Source organism: Actinomyces sp. (genome assembly GCF_030530635.1).
In the GTDB taxonomy this organism is placed as follows: Bacteria; Actinomycetota; Actinomycetes; order Actinomycetales; family Actinomycetaceae; genus Actinomyces.
This window is the reverse complement of the sequence record NZ_JAUMUL010000019.1, coordinates 1-24191: the sequence shown is the minus strand read 5'-3', so window position 1 is coordinate 24191 and position 24191 is coordinate 1. Positions and strand designations below refer to the sequence as shown.

The following is a 24191-nucleotide window of genomic DNA, read 5'->3' as shown; positions in this document are numbered from 1 at the left end:
ATCAGGTGGACGGGCCCCGATCAGTGAATCCTGGAATGCACCGAGGACGGGAGTGATGATGACGACCTGGGACGAGCTCGCCCCGCTGATTCGTGACGTCGGCGATCCGCGCAGCCCGGGGGCGCAGCAACGTCTATATCGGCTCGTCGTCGCCGAGCCTCCCGTGGGTGAACCATCGGCGTCGGCCGCCGAGGAGTTCGCCGCAGCACTTTCAGCGGTCGACCGCGCCTGGCTGGCCGGGCTGGGGGAGGATCCGGACCGGCCCCGGGAGAAAATCGACGCCGCCATCGCCGCGTGCACCGCCGCCCGCCGCGGCGCGGGCCTGACCGTGCTGCCACTGCGCTATGCGCAAGTGGAGCTGTGCACCTACTACGGCCGCGCCGACGACGCCCTGGAGAACCTCCGCATGGCCCGCCTATTCTCTTTCGATGCCGTCGATCTCGGCGCCACCGTGGCCACGGCCCGCCTGCATGAGGACTACTCGGGCCTCATCCGGACGACGACGGCGCTGCCCACCCGCCCCGACGCCGACCCGGCGGGCACGGCCCTGGGCCTGGCCGCCGGCCTGCTGCCATATCTGGCTCAGGGACGGCGGGTGGAGGCGGAAGACGCCCTGGCCTCGTTGACGCTGCTCGACACGCCGGCCGCGCTGCGGCTGCGAGTGCTCGGAGACGAACTGGAATACCTGGGGCTGTCGGGCCAGTGGGAGCGGGCACTCGCCCGGCTGCGCCATATCGACATCACCGCCGAGGAGGCAAGCGCCTGGAGTCTGCTCAACGTCGCCGTCGGTGCCAGCCTGGTGTTGCGTGAGGCGAATCGATCCGGATATGGAGCCAACGCCATCGGCTCCTCCCTGAACTGGCCCAATCCGTGGGCGGACTCGCCGGCCGTAACCGGTTGGGACACCGTCGTCCACGCCTACGACGCGGTCACCGCCTTCGCCCGCGCCTTGGCGGCCCGCTTCGACCGGCGCAACGGTAACAACGCCATCTCCTACCGGACGGAGTCCCGCATGGCCGCGGAGGCGGCCGGACTGGCCACCCGCTCTTACGGCACCGTCACAGGTCCCGCGGTCATCCCGTCCCGGCTGGCGGATCGGCGTGCACTGCTGGCGGACGTCGACCAGCTGCTGGTACTCGCCCGCGGCTACGGCCTGCAATCCGTGCACCAGCGGGCAATCTCCACAGCGGAGGCCGTCGGCCAGTCCCTGGCCGCCGCGGATGACGACTCGCAGTTGGAGACGATCGTCGATCTGCGCATCGCCTTTGCCCGTCTGCTGCTGGAGCTCGGTGCCGATGAGCGTGCCGAGAAGGAGGCGCTGGACACGACCGAACTGTGCCTGTCGCAGGGGTGGGTGGAGTTGGCCTGTGCCAGCCTGGCCACTGCTGCCCGCAGCGCCCACGCGCGCGCGGACCGGGGCGCCACCGCCGCCCACTGGGAGCGGATGGGCGAGTTGATGGACACCTGGCCGATCGGGCGTCTTGGTGAGCGGATCGGGACCCTGGTGGAGGCGGTGGGACGTCCGGAGACGAGCGCGCAGGCTCTGGCGACGCTGGCTGAGAGGCTGGCCGTGGGCGTGACGGAGGACCACTCCCGGGCGGCGGCGGCCCGTGAGGCGAGCAAACGCTGCCGTGAGCAGCTCGACCGCTCCAAGGTGCCGCCGGAAGGGCTGCCCGACCGGATCCTGGCGGTCGAGGAGGCCGTAGCCCCCTATGGCCGTGGCCGGCGTGGGCGGCACCGTGCCGACACGTCCGTGCAGCTCGCCGCGCGGGAGTCCGGCGAGCTGGTCGTGGAGGTGAGCGATGAGGCATGCTAGCCCTTGCCCGGGACGACCCGGGGCCAACGGATCACACTCGGGGACGGCCCCGCGGAAGGGGTGCACATGTCCTGGCTGATTCTGATCGGCTCCGGCCTGTTCGAGGCCGTCTGGGCCACCGCGCTGAGCCGGTCCGAGGGGTTTACGCGGCTCGTGCCCACGCTCGTGTTCCTAGCCGCCTGCCTGGCCTCCATGGGCGGGCTGGCTTATGCGTTGCGGGAGATTCCCGTGGGCACGGGATATGCGGTGTGGACCGCGGTGGGGGCGGCCACGACCGCCGTGTGGGCCATGGCCACCGGCGCCGAGCCGGTGTCGCTGGTGCGCGTGCTGCTGCTAATGGGGCTGGTGGCGTGCGTGGCCGGATTGAAGCTCACCGAGGGGTGAAGCGGGCATGATAGTGCCATGAGCACCGTCACGCCCGCCTGGCCATCCCTCCACCGGCGGCCCACTGGGCGCGCCCTGTACGTCGGACTGACCGGCGGCATCGGCGCCGGCAAGTCCGAGGTCGCCCGTCTGCTGGCCGCACATGGGGCCGTGGTCGTGTCCGCCGACGCCATTGCTCGGGAAGTGGTCGCACCCGGCACCGAGGGTCTGGCCGCCGTGGCGGCCGAGTTCGGGCAGGAGCTGCTGGATGCCGCCGGCGCCCTGGACCGGGCCGCGCTGGGACGGATCGTCTTCACCGACCCGTTGCGTCGCGCCCGGTTGGAGGAGATCATCCTGCCGCTCGTGGCTGCCGAGGCCTGGGCGCGCCTGGAGGCCGTGCCCGCCGGACGGGTGGCCGTCTACGACGTGCCCCTGCTGGTGGAGGGGCAGATGGAGGGCATGTTCGACGTCGTCGTGGTGGTTGAGGCGAAGCTGGAGACCCGGCTGGAGCGCCTGGATCGCCGTGGTCTGGAACGGGAGCAGGCCCTGGCCCGTATCGCATCCCAGGCCTCCGACGCCGAACGGCGTGCCGTCGCCGACGTGGTGGTGTCCAACTCCGGAACCCGGGAGGAACTGGCCATGGCTGTATCGCGGCTGTGGACGGAACAGCTTGCGCCCGCAGCTGACTAGTGGTGCACATCCACCTGCGCCCGCACGACCCTAGCGGCTGCCGCGTAGCCTTGAACCCATGCGTCCTGTCACCGACCTGCGCCGCGCCGAGAAGCCCTTCGAGGTCATCAGCCCCTACACCCCCTCCGGGGATCAGCCCGCCGCCATTGCCGAACTGGCTGAACGGCTGAATGCGGGGGAGAAGGACATCGTTCTGCTGGGCGCCACCGGCACCGGCAAGTCGGCCACCACCGCCTGGCTGGTGGAGCAGGTGCAGCGCCCCACCCTGATCCTGGAGCCCAACAAAACCTTGGCCGCCCAGATGGCCGCCGAGTTCCGCGAGCTGCTGCCGAACAACGCGGTGGAGTACTTCGTCTCCTACTACGACTACTACCAGCCGGAGGCCTACGTTCCGCAGACCGACACCTTCATCGAGAAGGACTCCTCCATCAACGACGAGGTCGAGCGGCTACGCCACTCCGCCACCAACTCCCTGCTGACCCGCCGTGACGTCGTGGTGGTCTCCTCCGTCTCCTGCATCTACGGCCTGGGCACGCCCCAGGAGTATGTCGACCGTATGACCCCGCTGCAGGTGGGGGAGCAGATCGATCGCGACGAGCTGCTGCGCCGCTTCGTCACCATGCAGTACACGCGCAACGACATGGACTTCACCCGCGGCACCTTCCGGGTGCGCGGGGACACGGTGGAGATCATCCCCATGTACGAGGAGTTGGCCATCCGGGTGGAGTTCTTCGGAGATGAGATCGACTCGCTGGCCACCCTGCACCCGGTCACCGGCGACGTCATCGATCGGGTGCAAGAGGTGTTCGTATTTCCCGCCTCCCACTACGTGGCCGGACCCGAGCGCATGGAGCGCGCCATCGCCGGCATCGAGGAGGAGCTGACTGAGCGCTTGGCGGTGCTGGAGCGGGACGGCAGACTGTTGGAGGCGCAGCGTTTGCGCATGCGCACCACCTACGACCTGGAGATGCTCCGGCAGATCGGATCCTGCTCCGGCGTGGAGAACTACTCCATGCACATCGACGGCCGCTGCCCGGGAACGCCACCCAACACGCTGCTGGACTACTTTCCCGAGGACTTCCTGCTGGTGGTCGACGAGTCGCATGTGACCGTGCCGCAGATCGGTGCCATGCATGAGGGCGACGCCTCCCGCAAGCGCACCCTGGTGGAGCACGGCTTCCGGTTGCCCTCCGCACTGGACAACCGGCCCCTGACCTTCGCCGAGTTCGAGGACCGGGTCGGGCAGACCGTCTACCTGTCAGCCACCCCCGGCGAGTACGAGACCCGCCGCGCCGACGGCGTGGTGGAGCAGATCATCCGGCCCACCGGGCTGGTGGACCCCAAGATCGTGGTCAAACCCACCGAGGGGCAGATCGACGACCTGCTCGAGGAGGTGCGCCGCAGAGTCGACAAGCACGAGCGCGTCCTGGTGACCACCCTGACCAAGCGTATGGCGGAGGACCTGACCACTTACCTGGCCGATCGGGGCGTGCGCGTTGAGTACCTGCACTCCGACGTGGACACGCTGCGCCGCGTGGAGATCCTCCGCTCACTGCGGCTGGGGGAGTTCGACGTGCTCGTCGGCATCAACCTGCTGCGCGAGGGTCTGGACCTGCCGGAGGTCTCCCTGGTGGCGATCCTCGACGCCGACAAGGAGGGTTTCCTGCGCTCAACGACCTCCCTGATCCAGACGATCGGGCGGGCCGCCCGCAATGTCTCCGGCGAGGTGCACATGTACGCCGACCAGGTCACCCCCGCCATGGCCGCAGCCATTGAGGAGACCGAGCGGCGCCGCACCAAACAACTCGCCTACAACACCGCCCACGGCATCGACCCGCAGCCGCTGCGCAAGAAGATCGCCGATGTCACCGACATGCTCGCCCGGGAGGACGTGGACACCGCCGAACTGCTGGCCGGAGGCTACCGCGGACACGAGGAGAGGCAAGTCGTCTCCCGCCGCAAGCAGGCGGCCGAGGCCACCGTGCGCGAGAAGCTGGCCGGGGCGGCGCAGAGCGACCTGGCGGGGTTGATCGAGGAGCTGACCGCCCAGATGCACGCCGCCGCGGAGGACCTGCACTTCGAGCTGGCCGCCCGCCTGCGCGACGAGATCCAGGACTTGAAGAAGGAGCTGCGGGACATGCGGGCGGTCAGCTAAAGGACGGACAGTCGCGGTAAATCTTTGCCGTCAGTGGAAAACCCTCCATGCAGAGAACGACTCAATCATGTTAATGAGTACCTGTGGGCTCGCTTCCTGAACGCATCCTCGCCGCCATCGAGGACGGCACAAGCATGTTCACGTATTCCTTGAGTGTCAAGCGTAAACTGAGAGTTGCGCCTGGGGCGAGAATCTTCGAGTGCGCCAGTCAAATAGTCAAACGTGCGGTCATCTTGATTCTTCCTGTCACGACCGTGTCGATTTGCTACGATGACTTCCTCAGCGTCGCTGGACACGACGACGTTGGCATCGTGACTTACTACCAATAATTGGCGCTCCTCGCGAACCTCTCGTAAATACGGGACTAAAGTATCGTAGATTGACCGACTATCCAAGTCGTCCTCAGGCTGGTCGATGAGAATTGGCCACGGATCGGATGACGAACCGAAGATCAACTTTAGTGCGAAAAGCGCCTGTTTGCCTGGGGTCATCGACGCCGGTGAATAGCCGCCAATGCGATCGTCTTCGAGTTCACCCGCCCATCTCGGGAGTCGTTGAAAGCTCAGTAGATCGCGTGCGAACATGCGAGAATCCGAGCCAGCCTTATACTTCGCTTCATTAGCGCGTGTGATGATGTCGGCGGCCGAAAACGAAAATACTTCACTAAAATCGCTCTCGAGTTCATCGACAAGTCTCCGCGATTGGTGTCGATTCAGACGCTCTACTATTACGTCGGACCTCTCCTCGTCGATCCCCCATTCTAATGAAAATCGAATTCCATCTATTTCCCGAACAGATCTGTTGATTTCTTCGGTTGTGTTTTCGATCGTCAGTGTCACTTCTCGGCGAGCGGAATCAATCGATTTAAGATCCTCATCTAGTAGCCTAGCTCTCGCTTCGATTTGCCTAGAGACTTCCTCGTGTTTCGCGAGGTCCTGAGTGACCTGATTAAGGCGTGCCAATGTGTCAGAGTTGACCTGCAACTTATCCAGCTCTTTAGCGATATCATCACACTTATCGTTGGCGTCGTCGAAAATCTTACTTAGACCATCACGAAGCATCCGTACCTCTATGATGGATGACCTCAAACCGTGCCGGACGGCGTTTCTCGCTTGATTGATCGCGGCTTGAATGTCGGGGGACGAGTCAATGCTGCGAAGGAGGTCGGGTTGCTCTATCGCAGGGGTGTATTGGATGTCGATATTCACGTCGAAGTCGGATTCTAACACGCCGTTGAGTTCAGTAATCTTGGCTCCCAAATCTTCGATAATGCGGTCGACACGTTCTTTCTCTAAAGTGAGACATGTCAGCCTGTCTGAGATCTTTGTACTTGAACTAGGGGCAGGTCCTTCATTTGTTGCACCGAGCGCCCTGAGACATTCACTACGTTCTTTCTCCAAACCTTCACGGTCGCCTATAGTGTGCTGCTTGGACCGCAACTCATCCAGTAGATCGTAGTCTTCGAAGTATTTATTGATGAGTTGTACTATCTGTTCGGCAGAATCATCGACGCGCTTTTTTAGATCGTTGTAATTCTTTATGACCGTCGGCTGGGTATTTGCGAGCGTCGGTTCGATTAGGTCAGCGACGCGTTTTGCGTTTTCACCAATTTCTGCAAGCTGTCCTTGGCCAATGTACGTTAGTCGCCTCAACTCCGTGCTCCCATCGCCCCAAGTGATTGTGGGCATGTCCGAAGGACCCGGCCACTGCTGATTGGCGGCAGGCTCCTCGAGTTCATCTCCGTCAAGCAGCTTCGCATTGGACGTTTTGGCTATATATTTGAGTAAGGTGGACTTGCCAGAGGATCTTGAACCAATGATCGCGTTAAAATTCGGATTGAACAGTATTTCGGAAGGGAAGTCTTTGTTTGCGGACTCTGGGAAGCTGATTTTGGAGATGCGGTGCCGATTACGTATTTTTAGGGGAGAGGTATCGGCAATCTTGACTCGAGTAACTGGCTCCACGAGGATTTGTTGAAGTCCGGCAAACGTTGGTGTTGATTTGATCCACGTAATCCCGAGCTTCTTGTGTTGATCGCTAGGTTCGCAGTGGCATTGGAGTTCTTCGAAAGAGTGGGCGTCTGACCCGGCAATCACCGGCTTAGGTATATCGGTTTTCGTATAGAATTCATAATCGTGGTGGTTGCCGAAGATGACATCTGTTCGTGAGCGGATATCGTCAGCGACATGGTCGATACGCGATTTGGGGTTGCGCGGAGCTACCCCATGGCTGTTATTTGGCACAATGGTCAGGTAGGGGCAAGTTGTATACTTGGAGGCGGGGAACGCTTCGACTAGCGCGTCATGGATGTCATCGAGAGTCACGAATGCATGCTTGCACTGGGCGTCTTGCAGGTTTGCGACTTTCGTGACTTGCGTTTTCCCGGTGCCGTATTTCACTGTCAAATTGTAAAGAAACGTCTTCGCGTCGTCTAGAACTTCCGGTCTATTGTCGAATATGATGTGATAGTCAACGGGTTCCTGCTTCCCGTTGACAGCGCGATCTAAACGTAGCTCGAGGTTAGGGAAGAATACCTTTTCTCGCTGCTGCTTCTCTGTTGTGTCGTCGAGAGTATTGAGATACATCTTCCAGAAGGCGTTAAACTTATGGAATTCTGTAATGCGAAAATAGTCTGTTAAGCCGAACACGGATGCAGACGATTTGGCGATGAGGGTGCAGAATGTCCACCAGAGGCGTGCTTCGTCCGGCTTGTGCTTAATGATGTTGTGGACTGTATCGTCCGCCCCATGGTCAATCTTTGGAAGTTCTGGTAGTGCCTCGATCGAAGGTGTTTTATATTGACAATTGAGACGTGTTGTCGGCACGTGGATATGGAGATCCCATCTCTTCCATTCGGATCCTCGTGTTCCAGCCTTCGCCATGGAGGGCCCCCTCGATTATCATTCGTCTAATTGGGAACTATGAGAATACTATCAGATGGTCGGTGGCCGCTGTGTCCGTGTGGAACCACACACCGTTCCCGGCCGCGCGGGGGTAGCGGGTCGGCCGCGCCGCGGCGATAGACTCAGGGCATAAGCCCACACGGAGGGGAGTACTCCCAGCAACGGCGACGTCGTCATCACGGCGGACCGGATCGGCACCGCACCGCGGCGCCCCGGCCCCCGGCGTCGCAGGCCAGGCACAGGACGCGGCTGCGCGCCCCTGGCGGGAGGAGACCTCCGGTACCAGCACCGTACCGGAGGTACATGTAAGTGGATGTCCACGCCCTCGGCTGGCTCGCCCTGGCCGCCATCATCTTCACGATGATCACGATCGACATTGTCGGCCACGTCCGCACCCCCCATGAGCCCACGCTGAAGGAGGCCGCCGGCTGGACCATCGGCTACATTGCCATGGCCGTTGTCTTCGGCGGCATCGTTTGGGCGATTTGGGGAGGCACCTACGGTCAGGAGTACTTCGCTGGCTACATCACCGAGAAGGCGCTGAGCATAGACAACCTGTTCGTGTTCGTGATTATGATCGCGGCCTTCCGGGTACCCAGGAGGTACCAGCAGGAGGTGCTGCTGGCCGGCATCATCATCTCCCTGGTGCTGCGCTTCGCCTTCATCATGGCCGGTGCGGCCCTGATCGAGAACTTCTCCTGGATCTTCTACCTGTTCGGCGCCTGGCTGCTGTGGACGGCCCTGTCTCAGGCGCGTGAGGGCGTAGAGGAGCCCGATGCGCACCAGGAGGAGGAGTACCGGCCGACCGGCTTCGTGCGTCTGGTGGCCAAGGTCGTGCCCATGACAGACGGTTTCGTCGGCGGCAGGCTCATCCACCGGCATGCCGGTCGCACCATGATCACGCCGATGCTGCTGTGCGTGATCGCCATCGGCACCGCCGACGTCATGTTCGCCGTCGACTCCATTCCGGCCATCTACTCCCTGACCAGCGAGCCCTATCTGGTATTCGCCGCCAACGCCTTCTCCCTGCTGGGTCTGCGGCAGTTGTACTTCCTGATCGACGGGCTGCTGGACCGGCTGATCTTCCTGCATTACGGGCTGGCCGCGATACTGGGCTTCATCGGCTTCAAGCTGGTCAACCACGCCCTGCACACCAATGAGGTGCCCTTCATCAACGGCGGTGAGCCCTGGGAGGTCATCCCCGAGCCCGATATCGGCGTCTCCCTCGGATTCATCGTGGTGGTGATCCTCATAACCGTCTCGGCGTCGGTGCTGGTGTCCCGGCGGCGCGCGCGCCGGGAGGGCCTTGAGGCCGCCGAGGCCGCCTTAGAGCCCGCCACCGCTCGGGATGCCGCCGTGACGGCGCAGTCCGGCGCCTGATCCGTGAATACGCTGAGAGACTCTCAGGAAGTTCCGGGCCGAGACGTACATGCTTGCCCCGTGACCACGACCTCCACCACCGCTGCCCCCGCCGGAGTCTCGGAAACGACCGGGCTGACCGCTAAGGAAGTCGCCGAACGTGTAGCGGCCGGGCAGACCAATGCCTACCGGGATCGCACCTCCCGCTCTGCGACCGCGATCCTGCGGGCCAACGTCTTCACGGTGTTCAACGCGATCCTGGGCGTGGCGCTGGTGCTGATCCTCCTGTTCGGCTCCTGGAAGGACGCACTGTTCGGCTTCGTACTCCTGCTGAATACGGCCACCGGCACCATTGCCGAGGTACGCGCCAAGCGCGCCCTGGATCGCCTGTCGGTCCTGGACGCGCCCCGGGCCCTTGTACTGCGTGACGGAGTCGAGCGGGATGTGGATGTGTCCGAGGTGGTACTCGACGACGTCCTGAGGCTGCGCGGCGGCGAGCAGGTTCCCGCCGATGCGGTGGTGCTGCGCAGCGACAACCTGGAACTGGATGAGTCCATTCTCACCGGTGAATCCGATCCCGTACGCCCCGACGTCGGTGATCGGGTCATGTCCGGCACCACCGTCACCGCCGGCACCGCCCTGGTGCGCACCGTCGCGGTCGGGGCCGACGCCTACGCCCATCGGCTGGCCCGGGAGGCGCGCCGCTACTCGGTGGTCGCCTCCGAACTGCAGGAGGGCACCAACCGGGTGCTGCGCTGGATCTCCTGGGTGATCGTGCCCGTGGCCCTGCTGTTGGTGTGGTCGCAGCTGCGGCAGAACGGCGGCGTGACGCAGGCCCTGGTCTCCGGGCAGTGGCGCATCGCACTGGTCGCCGGGATTGCCGGCGTGATCGGCATGGTGCCGCAGGGGCTGGTACTGCTCACCTCGGTCAACTTCGCCACTGCCTCCCTGGCGCTGGCCCGCCGCAATGTGCTGGTGCAGGAGCTGCCGGCAGTAGAGGTACTCGCCCGCGTGGACACCCTGTGTCTGGATAAGACCGGCACTATCACCACCGGAGCCATCCGTTTGGAGGAGGTCGCGGCCCCCGACGGCGGGGGCCCGGGTCAAGCGGCCCTGGAGGCGCTGGCTGCTCTTAGCGGTGGGGAGGACCCCAACGCCACCGCCGTCGCCATTGCCCGCGGCCTGGCCGAGGAGCGGTACCTGGGGGAGCGGGCCCGAGCGGCCGGGGGGCGCGCGGTGGAGACGGCGGTGCCCTTCTCCTCACGGCGCAAGTGGTCGGCGGTCCGCTATGACGCCAGCACCTGGGTGTTGGGCGCACCCGAGATCGTGCTGGCGGCCGCGCCCGGGGCCGACATGGTGCTGGATCGGGCGCGCGAGCGCGCCGCCGACGGAGCGCGGGTGGTGGCGCTGGCCCGCTCGAACGAGCCCTGCGGCCAGGACGGACAGGATCATCTGCTGCCCGGCGGCCTGGAAACGGCGGCGCTGGTGATACTGGCCGAGGAGATCCGTCCCGATGCCGCCCAGACCCTGGACTACTTTCGCGGGCAGGGCGTTGAGGTCAAGGTCATCTCCGGGGACAACCCGGACACGGTGGCGGCCGTCGCCCGCCGGGCCGGTGTGACCGGCCCGGACGGCGGGGCTCCGCTCGCCGTCGACGCCCGCACCCTGCCGCAGGAGCCGGAGCCGGAAGCCGCGGAGGCTGAGCGCCTGGCCGACGTCCTGGAGGGCGCGAGCGTGCTGGGCCGGGTCACGCCCGAGCAGAAGCGTGCCTTCGTGCGGGCGCTGCGCAGCCGAGGCCGGGTGGTGGCCATGACCGGCGACGGTGTCAACGACGCCCTGGCCCTGAAGGACGCCGACCTGGGCATAGCCATGGGCAACGGGGCGCCCGCCACCAAGGCGGTGGCCCGACTGGTGCTGCTTAAAGGGGAGTTCTCCGCTCTGCCGGGCGTGGTGGCGCAGGGGCGGCGGGTCATGGCCAACACCGAGCGCATCGCCTCCCTGTTCCTGGCCAAGACCGTCTACGCCTCACTGATCGCGGTGGTGGTATCCCTGACCGCCATCGCCTACCCGTTCCTGCCGCGGCAACTGACCATCGTGTCCTCGCTGACCATTGGCGTTCCTGCCTTCATCCTCGCCTTGGCACCCAACTCCCGCCGCTACCGGGCGGGCTTCCTGGGACGAGTGCTGACCCTGGCGGTTCCCGCCGGGCTGGTGGCGGGCTGCGCCACACTGGCGGCCCGCACCTGGCTGGTGGCCGCAGGGGTGCACACTGAACAGGTGACTACCGGATCCACGCTGGTGCTGGTGTGCTCCGGACTGTGGCTGCTGACGCTGACGGCCCGGCCACTGCTGGGGTGGCGGCTCGGCCTGGTGGCGGCCATGGCGGGTATCGCGGTGCTGGGCGTGTTCGTGCCCGCGGTGCGCGGTTTCTTCCTGTTGGCGTGGCCGACTGCGGGCACCTGGTTGGTCATCCTGGCCGTCTCGGCCGCCGCGGTGGCGGGTATTGAGGCGGTCTACCTGCTGCGCCCGCGCCTGGTTGCGTACCTACGCAGCCGTGGCCTGGTGAACTGACCTGAATACCGGCGGGCGCGGGCGGCGGGGGGTCAGGCCAGGACGCCGATCACCGGGTTCCACTCGTGGGGGATGCGCTCGGCGATGAAGCCCGCCTGGTTGAAGGGGTCCTCCTCCAGCAGGGCCAGGGCGCCGGCGGCGTCGTCGGCGCGCACCACGATGAGCGCGTCATGCGTGCCCACGTAGGGGCCGGCGGCGAGCAGCTGGTCCTGCTCGGCCAGTGCAGCGTTGAAGGCGCGATGGGTGGGACGGAGGGCGGCCATGGCCTCGTCCTGGTCGGTGACGTAGTGGTACTCGACGGCGAAGATCTTGCTCATGCCGCCAGCCTAGCCATCATCCGGCCCGGACGTCGGCCTCCGGGATTCGCATAGCCGATCGGCTACGCTCGCGTCGTGCAGAGTCGTGTTCCGGAGTGGACTATCGAGGCGCCGCAGTCCCCGGTGCCCAGCGAGGTCGTGAAGGTGGGTGGTCTGCCGCTCGGCTGGCCCGTCGGCAGGGATTGGCCGCTGTGCGCCGAGTGCGGCCTGCCGATGTCCTTCCTCCTCCAGGCCGGCGAGTCCGCGCAGCTGCCTCACACGCCTGCGGGTCAGGTCATGTTCGTGTTCAAGTGCGAGCGCAGCAGTGTCTGCGCCTTCTGGGAACCGGCCACGGGCCGCAACTGTGTTGCGCTGGTCGACTTCGAAGATCTGAGTGATGCAGCGGCTACCGCCCCCGAGGGTACGCCGGTGCTGCTCGAGCTGTGGGCGCTGCGGTGGCACGAGCATGACGACGGCGTGGATGCCTCTCTGGAGCCCGCGTTCTTCGATGCCCGGCATGACGCTTTGCCGGAGAGTATTGCGTACCCGCACGACTTCGATTTCACGCTCCAGACCAAGGTCGGCGGCCTTCCCTACTGGACGGCGAACGGGACCGTGGCCTTCCGGTACTCCGGCGGCACGGTTCCCACAGAAGGAGGGGATTGGCACTTGGTACTCCAGCTCGACACCGCGCTGAAGGTGGTCGATCCCATCGGCGCAGTGCAGGCCTACGCGGGCTCGCACCCCGTGGGTCCTGCGCGCGAGGGCGCCGCTGAGGTCTATCCGGAGGACGGAAGCGTTGAGATCGCGAACTTCTGCCTGGACGGGATCGGCTATGTGCTCGTCGACGGCTCAGCGCAATCTCCGGAGCCGGTGTTCCTGATCAACCGCTGACGGGCCTGGCTTATGGAGCCGCCCGAGCCGCCACATGGCGGGGACGATCCGGAGCTTATCCGTGGCCGCGACGGTTACCCTGTCGCGGTCATCCCTCGCACTTCACGACCTTGGGGTGCGTTTTACGACCCCGGGGTGGTCGTGAAACGTACCCCAGGGTCGTAAAACGTATGCCCGCCGCCCAGGAAGGGGCGAGAACAGCGGCTCGGGAGCCTCCGCGGGGGCGCCGGGCGAGGGACCAGTGAGACCTGTACGGGCGGTCAGGGACGCCAGCGGGCCGTTGACGCCGCGCCGGAGGGGTCTATGAGGGTAGTTGGCGCTGGCGCCCGGCAGACGTGGGTCCAGCGCTTCGCCTCACATAGTCGAACGGGTGTACGAAGCCGGGTCCTTGGCCCTACACTCTGACCCCGTGAACGACTCCCTCATCATCCGTGGCGCCCGCGAGCACAACCTGCAGGGCATTGGCCTTGACCTCCCGCGCGACAAGATGATCGTCTTCACCGGGCTGTCCGGCTCGGGCAAGTCCTCCCTCGCCTTTGACACCATCTTTGCCGAGGGGCAGCGCCGCTACGTGGAGTCGCTGTCCTCCTACGCCCGCCAGTTCCTCGGCCAGATGGACAAGCCCGACGTCGACTTCATCGAGGGCCTGTCCCCGGCGGTGTCCATCGACCAGAAGTCCACTTCCCGCAACCCGCGCTCCACGGTCGGCACCGTCACCGAGGTCTACGACTACCTGCGCCTGCTGTATGCGCGCGCCGGCATCCAGCACTGCCCCGTCTGCGACGCCGTGATCTCCTCCCAGACGCCCCAGCAGATCGTGGACCACATCAGACAAATGGAGGACGGCACCCGCTTCCAGGTGCTCGCCCCCGTCATCCGCGGCCGCAAGGGCGAGTACACAGAGCTGTTCACTGAGCTGCAGGGCCGTGGCTTCTCCCGTGTCCGCGTCGACGGCGCCACCCACCGGTTGGGGGAGGTGCCCGCCCTGAACAAGAAGCTCAAGCACGATATCGAAGTGGTGGTCGACCGGCTGGTGGTGCGCGAGGGCATCCGCCAGCGGCTGACCGATTCGGTGGAGACCGCCCTGGGCCTGGCCGACGGCCTGGTCCTCATCGACCTGGTCGACCTGCCCGAGGACGACCTCGGCCGCACTCACCGCTACTCCGAGAAGCGCGCCTGCCCCAACGAGCACCCACTTCAGCTGGAGGAGATGGAGCCGCGCACCTTCTCCTTCAACGCCCCCTATGGCGCCTGCCCCGCCTGCACCGGCATCGGCACCCGCATGGAGGTTGACCCCGAACTCGTTGTCCCCGATGAAGAACTCACCCTGGCCGAGGGCGCGGTCGCCCCCTGGGCCGGCCACCAGAAGTACTTCACCCGCCAGCTCCAGGCGCTCGGCGAGGAGCTCTCCTTCGACGTTGACACCCCCTGGCGGGCCCTGCCCGAACGTGCCAGGGACGCGATTCTGCGCGGCAAGGACTTCGAAATCAAGGTCCGCTACCGCAACCGCTGGGGTCGGGAGCGCATCTACTCCACCGGCTTCGAGGGCGCCCTCAACTACGTCATGCGCAAGCACGACGAGACCGAGTCTGAATGGTCCAAGGACCGCTACGAGGGGTACATGCGGGAGATTCCCTGCCCCGTCTGCCACGGCACCCGGCTTAAGCCGGAAGTACTGGCCGTACGCGTAGGCGATAAGTCCATCGCCCAGCTGTGCGACCTGTCCATCAGTGAGTGCCGCGACTTCCTAGCCGGCCTGAAACTGACCGGCCAGGCAGCCCAGATCGCCGGCAGCGTCCTGAATGAGATAGCCGCCCGCCTGGGTTTCCTCGTCGATGTCGGCCTGGACTACCTGAGCCTGTCCCGAGGTGCCGCCACCCTGTCCGGTGGCGAGGCCCAGCGCATCCGCCTGGCCACCCAGATCGGTTCCGGGCTGGTCGGTGTGCTGTACGTGCTCGACGAGCCCAGTATCGGACTGCACCAGCGCGACAACACCCGCCTCATCGAGACCCTGGAGCGCCTGCGGGACCTGGGCAACACCCTGATCGTCGTCGAGCACGACGAGGAGACCATCCGCTCAGCCGACTGGGTGGTGGACATCGGCCCCGGGGCGGGGGAGAAGGGCGGACAGGTCGTCTACGCCGGCCAGGTGGCCGGCCTGCTTCAGGCTTCCGGCTCCGTCACCGGCGACTACCTGGCGGGCCGCCGTGCCATTGAGGTGCCCGCCAGCCGCCGCAAGCCCGTAAAGGGGAAGGCAGTCACCGTCGTCGGTGCCCGGGAGAACAACCTCAAGGACGTCACCGTCACCTTCCCGCTGGGCGTGTTCACCGCCGTTACCGGCGTGTCGGGTTCCGGGAAGTCCTCCCTGGTCAACTCGATCCTGTACCAGGTGCTTGCGGGCCGCCTCAACCACGCCCGGGGCGTGCCCGGACGGCACAAGACCGTGCGCGGCCTGGACAACCTGGACAAGGTCGTGCATGTGGACCAGTCACCAATCGGCCGCACCCCGCGCTCCAACCCGGCCACCTACACCGGCGTATGGGACCACATCCGCAAGATCTTCGCCTCCGTGCCCGAGTCAAAGGTGCGCGGTTACGGCCCCGGCCGCTTCTCCTTCAACGTCAAGGGCGGTCGCTGCGAGGCCTGCAAGGGCGACGGCACGCTTAAGATCGAGATGAACTTCCTTCCCGACGTGTACGTGCCCTGTGAGGTGTGTGGCGGCGCCCGCTACAACCGGGAGACCCTCGAGATCCGCTACAAGGACGCGACGGTCGCCGACGTGCTGAACATGACCATCAGGCAGGCGGCCGAGTTCTTCGCCGCCACCCCCATCATCGCCCGCCACCTGAACACGCTGGTGGAGGTGGGACTCGGCTACGTGCGCCTGGGACAGGCCGCCACCACCCTGTCCGGCGGCGAGGCCCAGCGCGTCAAGCTCGCCACCGAACTGCAGCGCCGCTCCACCGGCCGCACCATCTACGTGCTGGACGAGCCCACCACCGGCCTGCACTTCGAGGACATCCGCAAGCTCCTCGGCGTGCTACAGGGATTGGTGGACAAGGGCAACTCGGTGGTGGTCATCGAGCACAACCTGGACGTGATCGCCAACGCCGACTGGATCATCGACATGGGGCCCGAAGGGGGCAATGCCGGCGGCACCGTCGTCGCCACCGGCACCCCCGAGCAGGTCGCCGGAGTCGAAGGCTCCTGGACCGGCCACTACCTCAAGCGCGTCCTGGAACAGCGGCGGGCGGCGAGCTGACCCGGACGTCCCCGGGACGGCGCAGTCAACCCCAGTGGTCTGATCCCGGTGGTCAAGCCGGCGTCCGGGGCCGCAGGCCGTGGGGGGCGAGCGTCTCCCGCAGCCGCAGCAGCAGCTCCCGCAGGCGCTCGGGCGTGCGCGCGCCCAGGCCGAGAACCACGCCCGGGCCGGCCGACAGCCCCGGGGAGGCCCAGTACGCGGACATTCCGGCGACTCCCAGACCCGCGCGGTGACACGCGGCCACGGCACCCGCCTCATCCGCCTGCGGCGCCAGCATGATGACGGCGTGGAGCCCGCCCTCCATGGGCACGCCCTCCGGAAACACCCCCGCGAACAGCGCCCGCCGCTGCCGCTCGATCCGACGCGCCCGAGCCACGTGCCGGCGCAGGCCGTCCTGGGCGAGGAAACGGGTCAGCGCGTCTTGCACGATCCCGGATACGGGGACGCACAGCGGGCGCATCCGCTCCAGTAGCGGTGCGGGCGCCACCAGGTAGCCCAGGCCGACGGCGGGGCTCAGGGTCTTCGCAAAAGAGCCGAGCATGATGACCCGCTCGCCGGGGTCCAGGGACAACAGTGGCGCGGGAGCGCTGCGCAACTCGGCGTCGTAGTCGTCCTCAATGATCATGGCCCCCGCTCGACGCGCCGCCCCCAACAGGGACAGGCGCTGCCCGGCGGGCATGCGCTCACCCCACGGGAACTGGTGATTCGGCGTGACCAGCACCGCCTGCGCCCCGGTGGGAAGCGCCGGTGAGGCGGGAGCCTCCCGGAAGGCGGCGGTGTCGACCGGGACCGTGCGCCAGCCCAACGCCCTGGGAATGCCGGTGAGTGAGGGGTAGCCGGGCTCCTCGACTGCCAGCGTCCCCGCGCCTAAGGCAGTCCCGCGGCCACCCAGCGCGGCCAGGGCCAGCCGCAGGCCATCGCGCGCCCCCGCAGTCACCAGAATGCGTTCCGGATCGACGTCGACTTGGCGAGTGCGCCGAATATGCGTGGCCAGGAGCTCGCGCAGCTCGGCGGAGCCGGAGGCGGGGTGCGGTCGGGGGTCCGCGGCGGCGGCCCGCCAGGCGGAGCGCCACAGGCCGGTGGTGAGCACCCCGGTGACGGGCGCCCCCGGCCTCAGTTCGGTGGGTTGAGAGTCCGCCGGCGCCCCGGAGGTGCGCGCACGCCGTTGCGGTACCGGCCGGGGCAGCTCCGGGTTGACGCGGGTGCCGCCGTGCGTGGCGGTAAGAAAACCCTCGGCCACAAGCTGCTCATAGGCGGTCACGACGCTGCCGCGCGAGATGCCGAGCTCCCGTGCGAGGACGCGGGTGGCGGGGAGCGGGTCCCCGGGGGCGAGTTCACCGCGCGCGACGCGGCCGCGGATATCCACCACCACCTGCTGGGGGAGCGGCTGCCCATGGTCGATGATCACCCGAGCGCCTCCCACACCTGTTGAATCGTCCACACCGGCTGCGTGTATCGACGCCGCCTCCGGCACAGGCTAACCGGTGGTCCAAAGAATTGTCTCCAAAGTGGACCTGACAATGGCCCACCCGTGTCGTGAGTATGGCGCCATGAGCACACGCGAAACTCTCGCCGCACCCGATTCCGCCGCCATTCCCGCAGGCTCCGGTTCGCCCCTGGTCAAGCGGGGCCTGGCTGACATGCTCAAGGGCGGCGTGATCATGGATGTGGTAACCCCGGAGCAGGCGCGCATCGCCGAGGACGCCGGCGCCGTCGCCGTCATGGCACTTGAGCGCGTCCCCGCCGATATCCGCGCCCAGGGCGGCGTGGCCCGCATGTCCGACCCCGACCTGATCTCCGCCATCATCGACGCCGTCTCCATCCCTGTGATGGCCAAGGCCCGCATCGGCCACTTCGTTGAGGCGCAGGTCCTACAGCACCTCGGCGTGGACTACATCGACGAGTCCGAGGTCCTGTCGCCGGCGGACTACGACCACCACGTCGACAAGCAGCGCTTCACCGTGCCCTTCGTCTGCGGCGCCACCAACCTGGGCGAGGCCCTGCGCCGCATCGCCGAGGGCGCTGCCATGATCCGCTCCAAGGGTGAGGCCGGCACCGGCGACGTGTCCGAGGCTACCCGCCACATCCGCACCATCAAGGAGGAGATCGCCCGCCTGCGCGGCCTACGGGAGGACGAGCTCTACGTTGCCGCCAAGGAGCTGGCCGCTCCCTACGATCTGGTGGCCGAGGTCGCCCGCACCGGTGACCTGCCGGTGGTGCTGTTCACCGCCGGCGGGATCGCCACCCCCGCGGACGCCGCCATGATGATGCAGCTGGGCGCTGACGGCGTATTCGTCGGCTCCGGCATCTTCAAGTCCGGCGACCCCGCCGCCCGCGCGGCCGCGATCGTCCGGGCCACCGCCGCCTACGACGACCCGGCCGTGATCACTGAGGCCTCCCGGGGGCTGGGTGAGGCGATGGTGGGCATCAACGTGGCAGACCTGCCCGCGCCGCACCGGCTGGCAGAGCGCGGCTGGTGAGCGGACGCGTCGTCGGCGTCTCCTTACACCCCGAGTTCACCGGGGATACGACGATCCACCGCGACCTGCTGGACTGATGGCGCCGGCGGAGTCGTCTCCGATCGCGCCGTGCTCCGCCTGCTCCTGGGCGAAATGGTTGTATGCGAGCGACAGTCCGAAGCACACGACGCCGGCGACCATGAGCGCCAGGATCCGTGTGAGTGAGTTCTGTCCGGCCAGGTCCACCACGGCCAGCTTGAATACCACCAGCAGCACCAGGGTGAGCCCGTAGTGCCGCAGTGTGGTGGCGCGCAGCCGGAATCCGATGACGATGCAGGCGGCTCCGGTTGCCAGCACCACGCCGGTGACCAGCGCCCCCAGCATGGAGATGACCGCGGTGAAGAACTGCGCGGTTACACATGACACCAGCAGCAGTACGAAAGCCCAGGCCACCATCAGTCCCAGGGCGGCCACTGGCGCCAGTCCGGCGATCAGGGCGGCGCCGATGACGGCCACGAAGCCAAGCGCACCGCCCGTGCCCGTGAGGTTGCGGCCGCCACCCGCAGCCGTTCACGCGTCTTGTTGACAGCCGTTCCCGCGGCGACCAGGGTGACGGCGACGGCGCCCAGCGCCGTTACCTTCACGACGTCGGGGATCTGATCCCATACCAGGGCGATCAGACTCACCGCGGCGGACACGATCAGGAGCGCGGCCGCCCCGGAGAGCACATACCTGCCGACGTTCCCCTCCTGAGCGCGCTCCTGCTGCGCCTGGGCATTGCGGGGAATGAAGGGGTCACCGCCGACGGCGCTCGTGGATCCACTCGGGGCCACTGCCGCCGGGGCGTTGTGTGACGGGGCGGTGGATGCCTTCACAAAGGGTTTGGCCGGCGGGTATGTAGCCAGGGCCGGGGTCCGGGGCTGTTGCACCGCGGGAGCCGCGGCCGTTGAGGAGGACGACGTCTGTGAAGTGCTCGGCCGGACGGGTGGGGAGGCGACCTGCGCGGAGCGCGGCTGTGGACGTTCCGCAGAACCGCGCGCGGGGTAACCGTCACGGGAGATCCTTCTGGCTACCCAATCGATCTTGCGCTCGAGGGTTGCCAGGCGCCCGATAATCTCTTCGAGCTGCTCACTGCTGACCGTATCCATGTCTCAAGGATCCAGTAGCGGTGTGCCTAAGTCACGCCGTCGGGGCGGGGAGAACTTCCCCGCCGCTGCTCGCGCGCGAAGCGGTTGTATGCCAAAGACAGGCAGAAACACGCCAGTCCGGCCACCAGCAGCGCCAGGATCTGGGTGAGTGAGTTCCCATCGGCCAGATCCAGCACTGCCAGCTTGACCACCACCAGCATCACCAGCGTGAGGCCGTAGTGGCGCAGCGCGGTCGCGTCGGCCCGAAAGCCGCCTACGATGCACGCCGCCCCGGTCGCGAGCACCAGTGCCGTGATCAGCATCGAAGTCGGTGACGCGCCGGTGAGAATCACTGCAGACCACCACAACGCCACGCTCTGGGAGAGCGCGATCGCCACGGCTGCGGCCGTGCGGCGGAGCCAGGGCAGAAGCAGATGCGACCCGGCCACCGTGAGCGCCAGCGCCAACACCACCAGGGGAACGGTTCTGAGCATTCCTAAGGTGGAGCGTGCCATGGAATGGGCGAAAGCGAGCATCAAGGCGCATTGGAGGTTCAACAGACCGAAACCCAACCGGGACACGATCGGGACGTGATCCACCAGGGGGACACGCAGATTGCGCGCCCCCTCCAGTGCGCCCGCACGCGCCCCCGAGGCCAGCGTCAGCGGGGTGCAGCCGTGAGTGCACAAGCCTAGTCCCGCCATTGCCAGGGCGCACACTCCCGCCAGCAGCGCAGCGGTGGTGCCGCCCGGAGTCAGCCGCCCGACCAGTGCGGGTACGGCCAGTACCAGGTCGGCGGCGCAAAGCCAGGCCGCAATGGTCAACAGTTCGTCACGCCCCGGCATTGCGCGGACGGAAGGCGGCGGCGCATAGGGGGATGGGGCCAGCCCGTTCTCCAGCAGCACGCCCAGGCCCACGCAGATCATCACCGCCACCAGCGCGAGTTCCACGGTTCCTGGGGCCGGGTAGTCATCGTTGGTTAGGGTGAGAGCCGCCAGGCCGGTTAATGGCAGCAGTGCCACGGGCTCGCTCCGCCCGACGCGTACCAGTGGCACCGATGCCAGCGCCAGTGCCAGCATTCCTGGCAGCAGCAGCCTGGGGTCAACGGCGAAGGCGGCGGCACCGAGCCCCAGAAGTCCCGCCAGATTCACGCCGATCACGCTCTGCGGCCAAGGGGTCGCGTTGGCGTCGGGTAGCAGAGCCGCGGTTGACACTACCGCGGCGGCCAGGAGTGCCACGGCTATCAGGCCGCGTGCCGCAGGCGGGGCGGTGGGATCCAGTCCGAGGCGCAGCACGGTGAGAACCAGCGCCGCACCCGCGCCGGCCCATTGCCAGGCGGCTGCCCTCCGTCCGGCCCTGCCAGCCAGCAGTCGTCCGGAGTGATGGGCCTGGGCCAGCAGGACGACAGCGGGCAGACACAAAAGCCCGATCCCGACCGGTGCCGCATTAGACAGCAGGTGGGGCGGCCCGCAGACCAGCGCCGTCCCCGTCACCACCGTGGAGGTCGCCGGCAACCACTCGACCCGGCGCATGCGCGGCGTGTAATGCGGGAGCAGCGCGCTCACTGCCGCCAAGGCGGTCAGGTAGCCGCATACCAGTGTCCACACCTGTGCCGCGCGTTCAGGATGGGCGTCCGCCTGCGCGCAGGCGAAGCCGACGGTAACCAGGGCGCCCAGGGTGGAGACGACGGCGGTGAAGAACTGCTGGGCCGTCCAGGACACCAGCAGCAGTACGAACCCCCAGGCCGCCATTAGCGTCAGGGCCCACAGTGCCGGCAGGCCCGTGAGCAGCACCGCGCTGATGATGGTCACGAATCCCAACGCTCCGCCGGTTCCGGTGACGGTGGCTGCGGCGACCCGCTGGCGCGGCCGACTCTCCGCCAAGGTGGTTCCCAATGAGACCATGGCCAAGGAGAGCAGAGTCAGACCGCCAACCTTCCAGGTGTCCGGAATCTGCTCCCACACCAGCGCGATCAGGCTCACCGCGGCCAGCAGCACCAATAGCGCCGCCGCCCCGGACAGCAGATAGGTGCCGACACTCCCCTCCCGCTGCGGGGTGCCGGCGGTCCCGGACGGTGTCATGACCGGGGCCGCGGGTGGTGTCTGCGGCAGTTCCGCCCGCCGACTTACCCGGGGGGAGGCGTAAGGGTCGTGCAGGTGGGGATCAGCCGAACGCCCCGGATCGGGCGCCAATCGGGTAAGGGCCTCCTCAAGCCCTTCGAGCCTGTGTTCCAGGGCCTCCAAGCGGGTGCTCAACTCGTCGAGTCGCGCACTGTCGTAGTGCTTCATGGGTCAAGGATCGGGCAAGGCATCGGCCTTGTCACGATTTCAATGAAGGAAGTCTCACGCGGTGGGATAGCCTTTGTCCATGAGCACCACCGGATTGGCAGCTGCCCAGGCAAAGATGCGCGACGCCGGCGTCGCCGAGCAGGCCATCGACGTTTTCAGTCATTACTACCGTGAGCTGGAGGGGGGTGCGACCGGGCTGGTTCCGGAGGACACCATCGAACCGCTCACACAGATCGACTCGATCGACGGAGTTGAGGTCGACGAGGCCGCCGCCCGCGACGCGCTGAGCAGAACGGTCCTGATCAAGCTCAATGGGGGGCTTGGTACCTCCATGGGCATGGACCGGGCCAAGTCGCTGCTGCCGGTGCGCGACGGCAAGACCTTCCTGGATCTGCTGGTGGATCAGGTCATGGCCGCCCGCGCACGCTACGGCGTGACTCTGCCGCTGATCTTCATGGACTCCTTCCGTACTCGCGAGGACACGCTCGCGGCGCTCGCCGCCCATCCGGGCATCGAGGTTGACGGCATTCCGTTGGACTTCCTGCAGAACCGGGAACCCAAGCTGCGTGCCGACGACCTCACCCCGGTGGAGTGGGACGCGGACCCGGGTCTGGAGTGGTGCCCACCCGGGCACGGTGACATCTACACCGCGCTGGTCGCCTCCGGAGTGCTGGACATACTCCTCGAGCGTGGCTACAAGTACGCGATGACCTCCAACTCCGACAACTTGGGTGCCGCCCCGAGCGCCCGGATCGCCGGCTGGTTCGCCGCCTCCGGCGCCCCCTACGCGCCGGAAATGTGCCGCCGCACCCCTGCGGATGTCAAAGGTGGACACCTGGCGGTGCGCAGGTCCGACGGCCGCATCATCCTGCGTGACACCGCCCAGACGCCGCCGGAGGAGATGCACTACTTCACCGACCAGTTCCGCCACCCCTTCTTCCACACCAACAACCTCTGGTTCGACCTGGAGGTGCTGCGGGACACGCTCACCGAGCGGCACGGCATCCTGGGGCTGCCGCTGATCCGCAACACCAAGACGGTGGACCCCGCCGACCCCGGCTCAACCCCGGTCATCCAGCTGGAGACGGCGATGGGCGCGGCCGTGGAGGCCTTCGAGGGCGCCACTGCGGTGGAGGTGCCGCGAAGCCGCTTCCTGCCGGTCAAGACCACGAATGACCTGCTGCTGGTGCGTTCGGACGTGTACGAGGTCGACGCCGACGGGCTGCTGCAGCAGGTGCCGGAGCGCGCCTGTGTGGTGGACCTTGACCCGCGCTACTACAAGCGGATCGCAGACTTCGAGGCGCGATTCCCACATGGTGTGCCGTCAATTCGGGAGGCGAGTTCCCTGACCGTTCGGGGCGACTGGACCTTCGAGGCCGACGTCGTCGCCACCGGGGATGCGGTCGTGTCCGAGGACGGCGCCCCCGGCACGGTCGCCGCCGGCACCCGGGTCGGTTGAGACGACGGCGGTGGCTTTGGGGTTGGCGCCCGGGCAGACATGGGTGCCGGTACTCCCGCGCAGGAGGCACTGCGCGTAATCTGGGTGGAGTACGGTGGCGGAGCCCGACGCCGCCATGCTCCCGCCCCCCACCCGCCTGCCACAGGCAAGGCGTGACCTCAGGCGCTCGCCGACACGCCTCGCCCTGAGCTTGGAAGCTGGACTGCCTGCGTCAACTTGGACTGCCTGAATCGTCCCGTGTTTTGCACGACCTGGGGCCGCGTTCCACGACCTTGGTGTGTGTTGCACGACCACCCCGGGGTCGTGGAATGTGCACCAAGGTCGTGCAAAGCCGCCTATATGGTCTGGGAGGTTGATCCGGGGCGGTGCTTGACATTCGTGGGTAGACGTGCGGTCCGTGGGAACACGGTCGCCGTGCGTCATGCATGAGGCCCCGGACCTTCAGGTCCGGGGCCTCAGCCGCTTCCGGTGGGCGATACTGGAATCGAACCAGTGACCTCCTCGGTGTGAACGAGGCGCTCTAACCCCTGAGCCAATCGCCCGGTGCGG

General features: G+C 66.8%; 16 protein-coding genes and 1 tRNA gene. 10 read left to right on the top strand and 7 right to left on the bottom strand.

What is annotated here, in order from left to right:
- Positions 1 to 55 precede the first annotated feature (55 nt).
- From Q4A20_RS06405 to uvrB, 4 genes are all read left to right on the top strand, one after another.
- A complete protein-coding gene (locus Q4A20_RS06405; RefSeq protein ID WP_368502447.1) occupies positions 56 to 1816 on the top strand; it encodes a hypothetical protein in 1761 nt (586 codons plus the stop codon).
- Positions 1817 to 1882: 66 nt separating this feature from the next.
- On the top strand, positions 1883 to 2200 hold the full coding sequence (locus Q4A20_RS06400; RefSeq protein WP_303121455.1) for a multidrug efflux SMR transporter: 318 nt from the start codon (positions 1883 to 1885) through the stop codon (positions 2198 to 2200).
- 18 nt (positions 2201 to 2218) lie between these two features.
- Positions 2219 to 2869 carry a dephospho-CoA kinase gene (coaE, locus tag Q4A20_RS06395; RefSeq protein WP_303121452.1) on the top strand — a complete coding sequence of 217 codons (651 nt, stop codon included), beginning with the start codon at positions 2219 to 2221 and terminating at the stop codon, positions 2867 to 2869.
- Between the two features lie 58 nt (positions 2870 to 2927).
- Entirely contained in the window at positions 2928 to 5024 is a 2097-nt protein-coding gene (gene uvrB, locus Q4A20_RS06390; RefSeq protein WP_303121450.1) for an excinuclease ABC subunit UvrB, read from the top strand.
- A 65-nt stretch (positions 5025 to 5089) separates the two neighbouring features.
- Here uvrB and Q4A20_RS06385 read toward each other — a convergent pair whose 3' ends face one another.
- Complete coding sequence (locus tag Q4A20_RS06385) at positions 5090 to 7906, bottom strand: TrlF family AAA-like ATPase (RefSeq protein WP_303121448.1); 2817 nt, start codon at positions 7904 to 7906, stop codon at positions 5090 to 5092.
- 330 nt (positions 7907 to 8236) lie between these two features.
- Between Q4A20_RS06385 and Q4A20_RS06380 the strand changes: the two genes are divergently transcribed.
- Together Q4A20_RS06380 and Q4A20_RS06375 are read left to right on the top strand one after the other, a co-directional pair.
- Positions 8237 to 9307: a TerC family protein gene (locus Q4A20_RS06380; protein ID WP_303121446.1), complete on the top strand. Its 1071-nt coding sequence runs from the start codon at positions 8237 to 8239 to the stop codon at positions 9305 to 9307.
- Positions 9308 to 9367: 60 nt separating this feature from the next.
- Complete coding sequence (locus Q4A20_RS06375; RefSeq protein WP_303121444.1) at positions 9368 to 11857, top strand: HAD-IC family P-type ATPase; 2490 nt, start codon at positions 9368 to 9370, stop codon at positions 11855 to 11857.
- 32 nt (positions 11858 to 11889) lie between these two features.
- Here the strand turns inward: Q4A20_RS06375 and Q4A20_RS06370 are convergent, their stop codons facing one another.
- Positions 11890 to 12174 carry a YciI family protein gene (locus tag Q4A20_RS06370; protein WP_303121441.1) on the bottom strand — a complete coding sequence of 95 codons (285 nt, stop codon included), beginning with the start codon at positions 12172 to 12174 and terminating at the stop codon, positions 11890 to 11892.
- A 75-nt stretch (positions 12175 to 12249) separates the two neighbouring features.
- Here Q4A20_RS06370 and Q4A20_RS06365 point away from each other — a divergent pair, with 75 nt between their 5' ends.
- Positions 12250 to 13047: a hypothetical protein gene (locus Q4A20_RS06365; protein ID WP_303121439.1), complete on the top strand. Its 798-nt coding sequence runs from the start codon at positions 12250 to 12252 to the stop codon at positions 13045 to 13047.
- 409 nt (positions 13048 to 13456) lie between these two features.
- Entirely contained in the window at positions 13457 to 16309 is a 2853-nt protein-coding gene (uvrA, locus tag Q4A20_RS06360; protein ID WP_303121437.1) for an excinuclease ABC subunit UvrA, read from the top strand.
- Between the two features lie 52 nt (positions 16310 to 16361).
- On the opposite strand, the gene Q4A20_RS06355 is transcribed toward uvrA, so the two are convergent.
- Positions 16362 to 17750, bottom strand: coding sequence for a PLP-dependent aminotransferase family protein (locus Q4A20_RS06355; protein ID WP_303121435.1), 1389 nt, complete (start codon positions 17748 to 17750; stop codon positions 16362 to 16364).
- A gap of 109 nt (positions 17751 to 17859) precedes the next feature.
- On the opposite strand from Q4A20_RS06355, the gene pdxS reads away from it, so the two are divergent.
- Positions 17860 to 18789 carry a pyridoxal 5'-phosphate synthase lyase subunit PdxS gene (gene pdxS, locus Q4A20_RS06350; protein WP_303121433.1) on the top strand — a complete coding sequence of 310 codons (930 nt, stop codon included), beginning with the start codon at positions 17860 to 17862 and terminating at the stop codon, positions 18787 to 18789.
- Between the two features lie 36 nt (positions 18790 to 18825).
- Here the strand turns inward: pdxS and Q4A20_RS06345 are convergent, their stop codons facing one another.
- The 3 genes from Q4A20_RS06345 to Q4A20_RS06335 all read right to left on the bottom strand — a co-directional run bounded on the left by Q4A20_RS06345 (position 18826) and on the right by Q4A20_RS06335 (position 22183).
- A complete protein-coding gene (locus Q4A20_RS06345; protein ID WP_303121432.1) occupies positions 18826 to 19284 on the bottom strand; it encodes a DUF2339 domain-containing protein in 459 nt (152 codons plus the stop codon).
- Positions 19260 to 19601, bottom strand: coding sequence for a DUF2157 domain-containing protein (locus Q4A20_RS06340; RefSeq protein ID WP_303121430.1), 342 nt, complete (start codon positions 19599 to 19601; stop codon positions 19260 to 19262). Before Q4A20_RS06340 ends, Q4A20_RS06345 begins: the two co-directional genes overlap by 25 nt.
- Before the next feature lie 341 nt (positions 19602 to 19942).
- Complete coding sequence (locus tag Q4A20_RS06335; RefSeq protein WP_303121428.1) at positions 19943 to 22183, bottom strand: DUF2339 domain-containing protein; 2241 nt, start codon at positions 22181 to 22183, stop codon at positions 19943 to 19945.
- Positions 22184 to 22262: 79 nt separating this feature from the next.
- On the opposite strand from Q4A20_RS06335, the gene Q4A20_RS06330 reads away from it, so the two are divergent.
- Positions 22263 to 23642, top strand: coding sequence for a UTP--glucose-1-phosphate uridylyltransferase (locus Q4A20_RS06330; protein WP_303121427.1), 1380 nt, complete (start codon positions 22263 to 22265; stop codon positions 23640 to 23642).
- A gap of 469 nt (positions 23643 to 24111) precedes the next feature.
- On the opposite strand, the gene Q4A20_RS06325 is transcribed toward Q4A20_RS06330, so the two are convergent.
- Positions 24112 to 24184 (bottom strand) — tRNA-Val (locus Q4A20_RS06325).
- Positions 24185 to 24191: the final 7 nt, after the last annotated feature.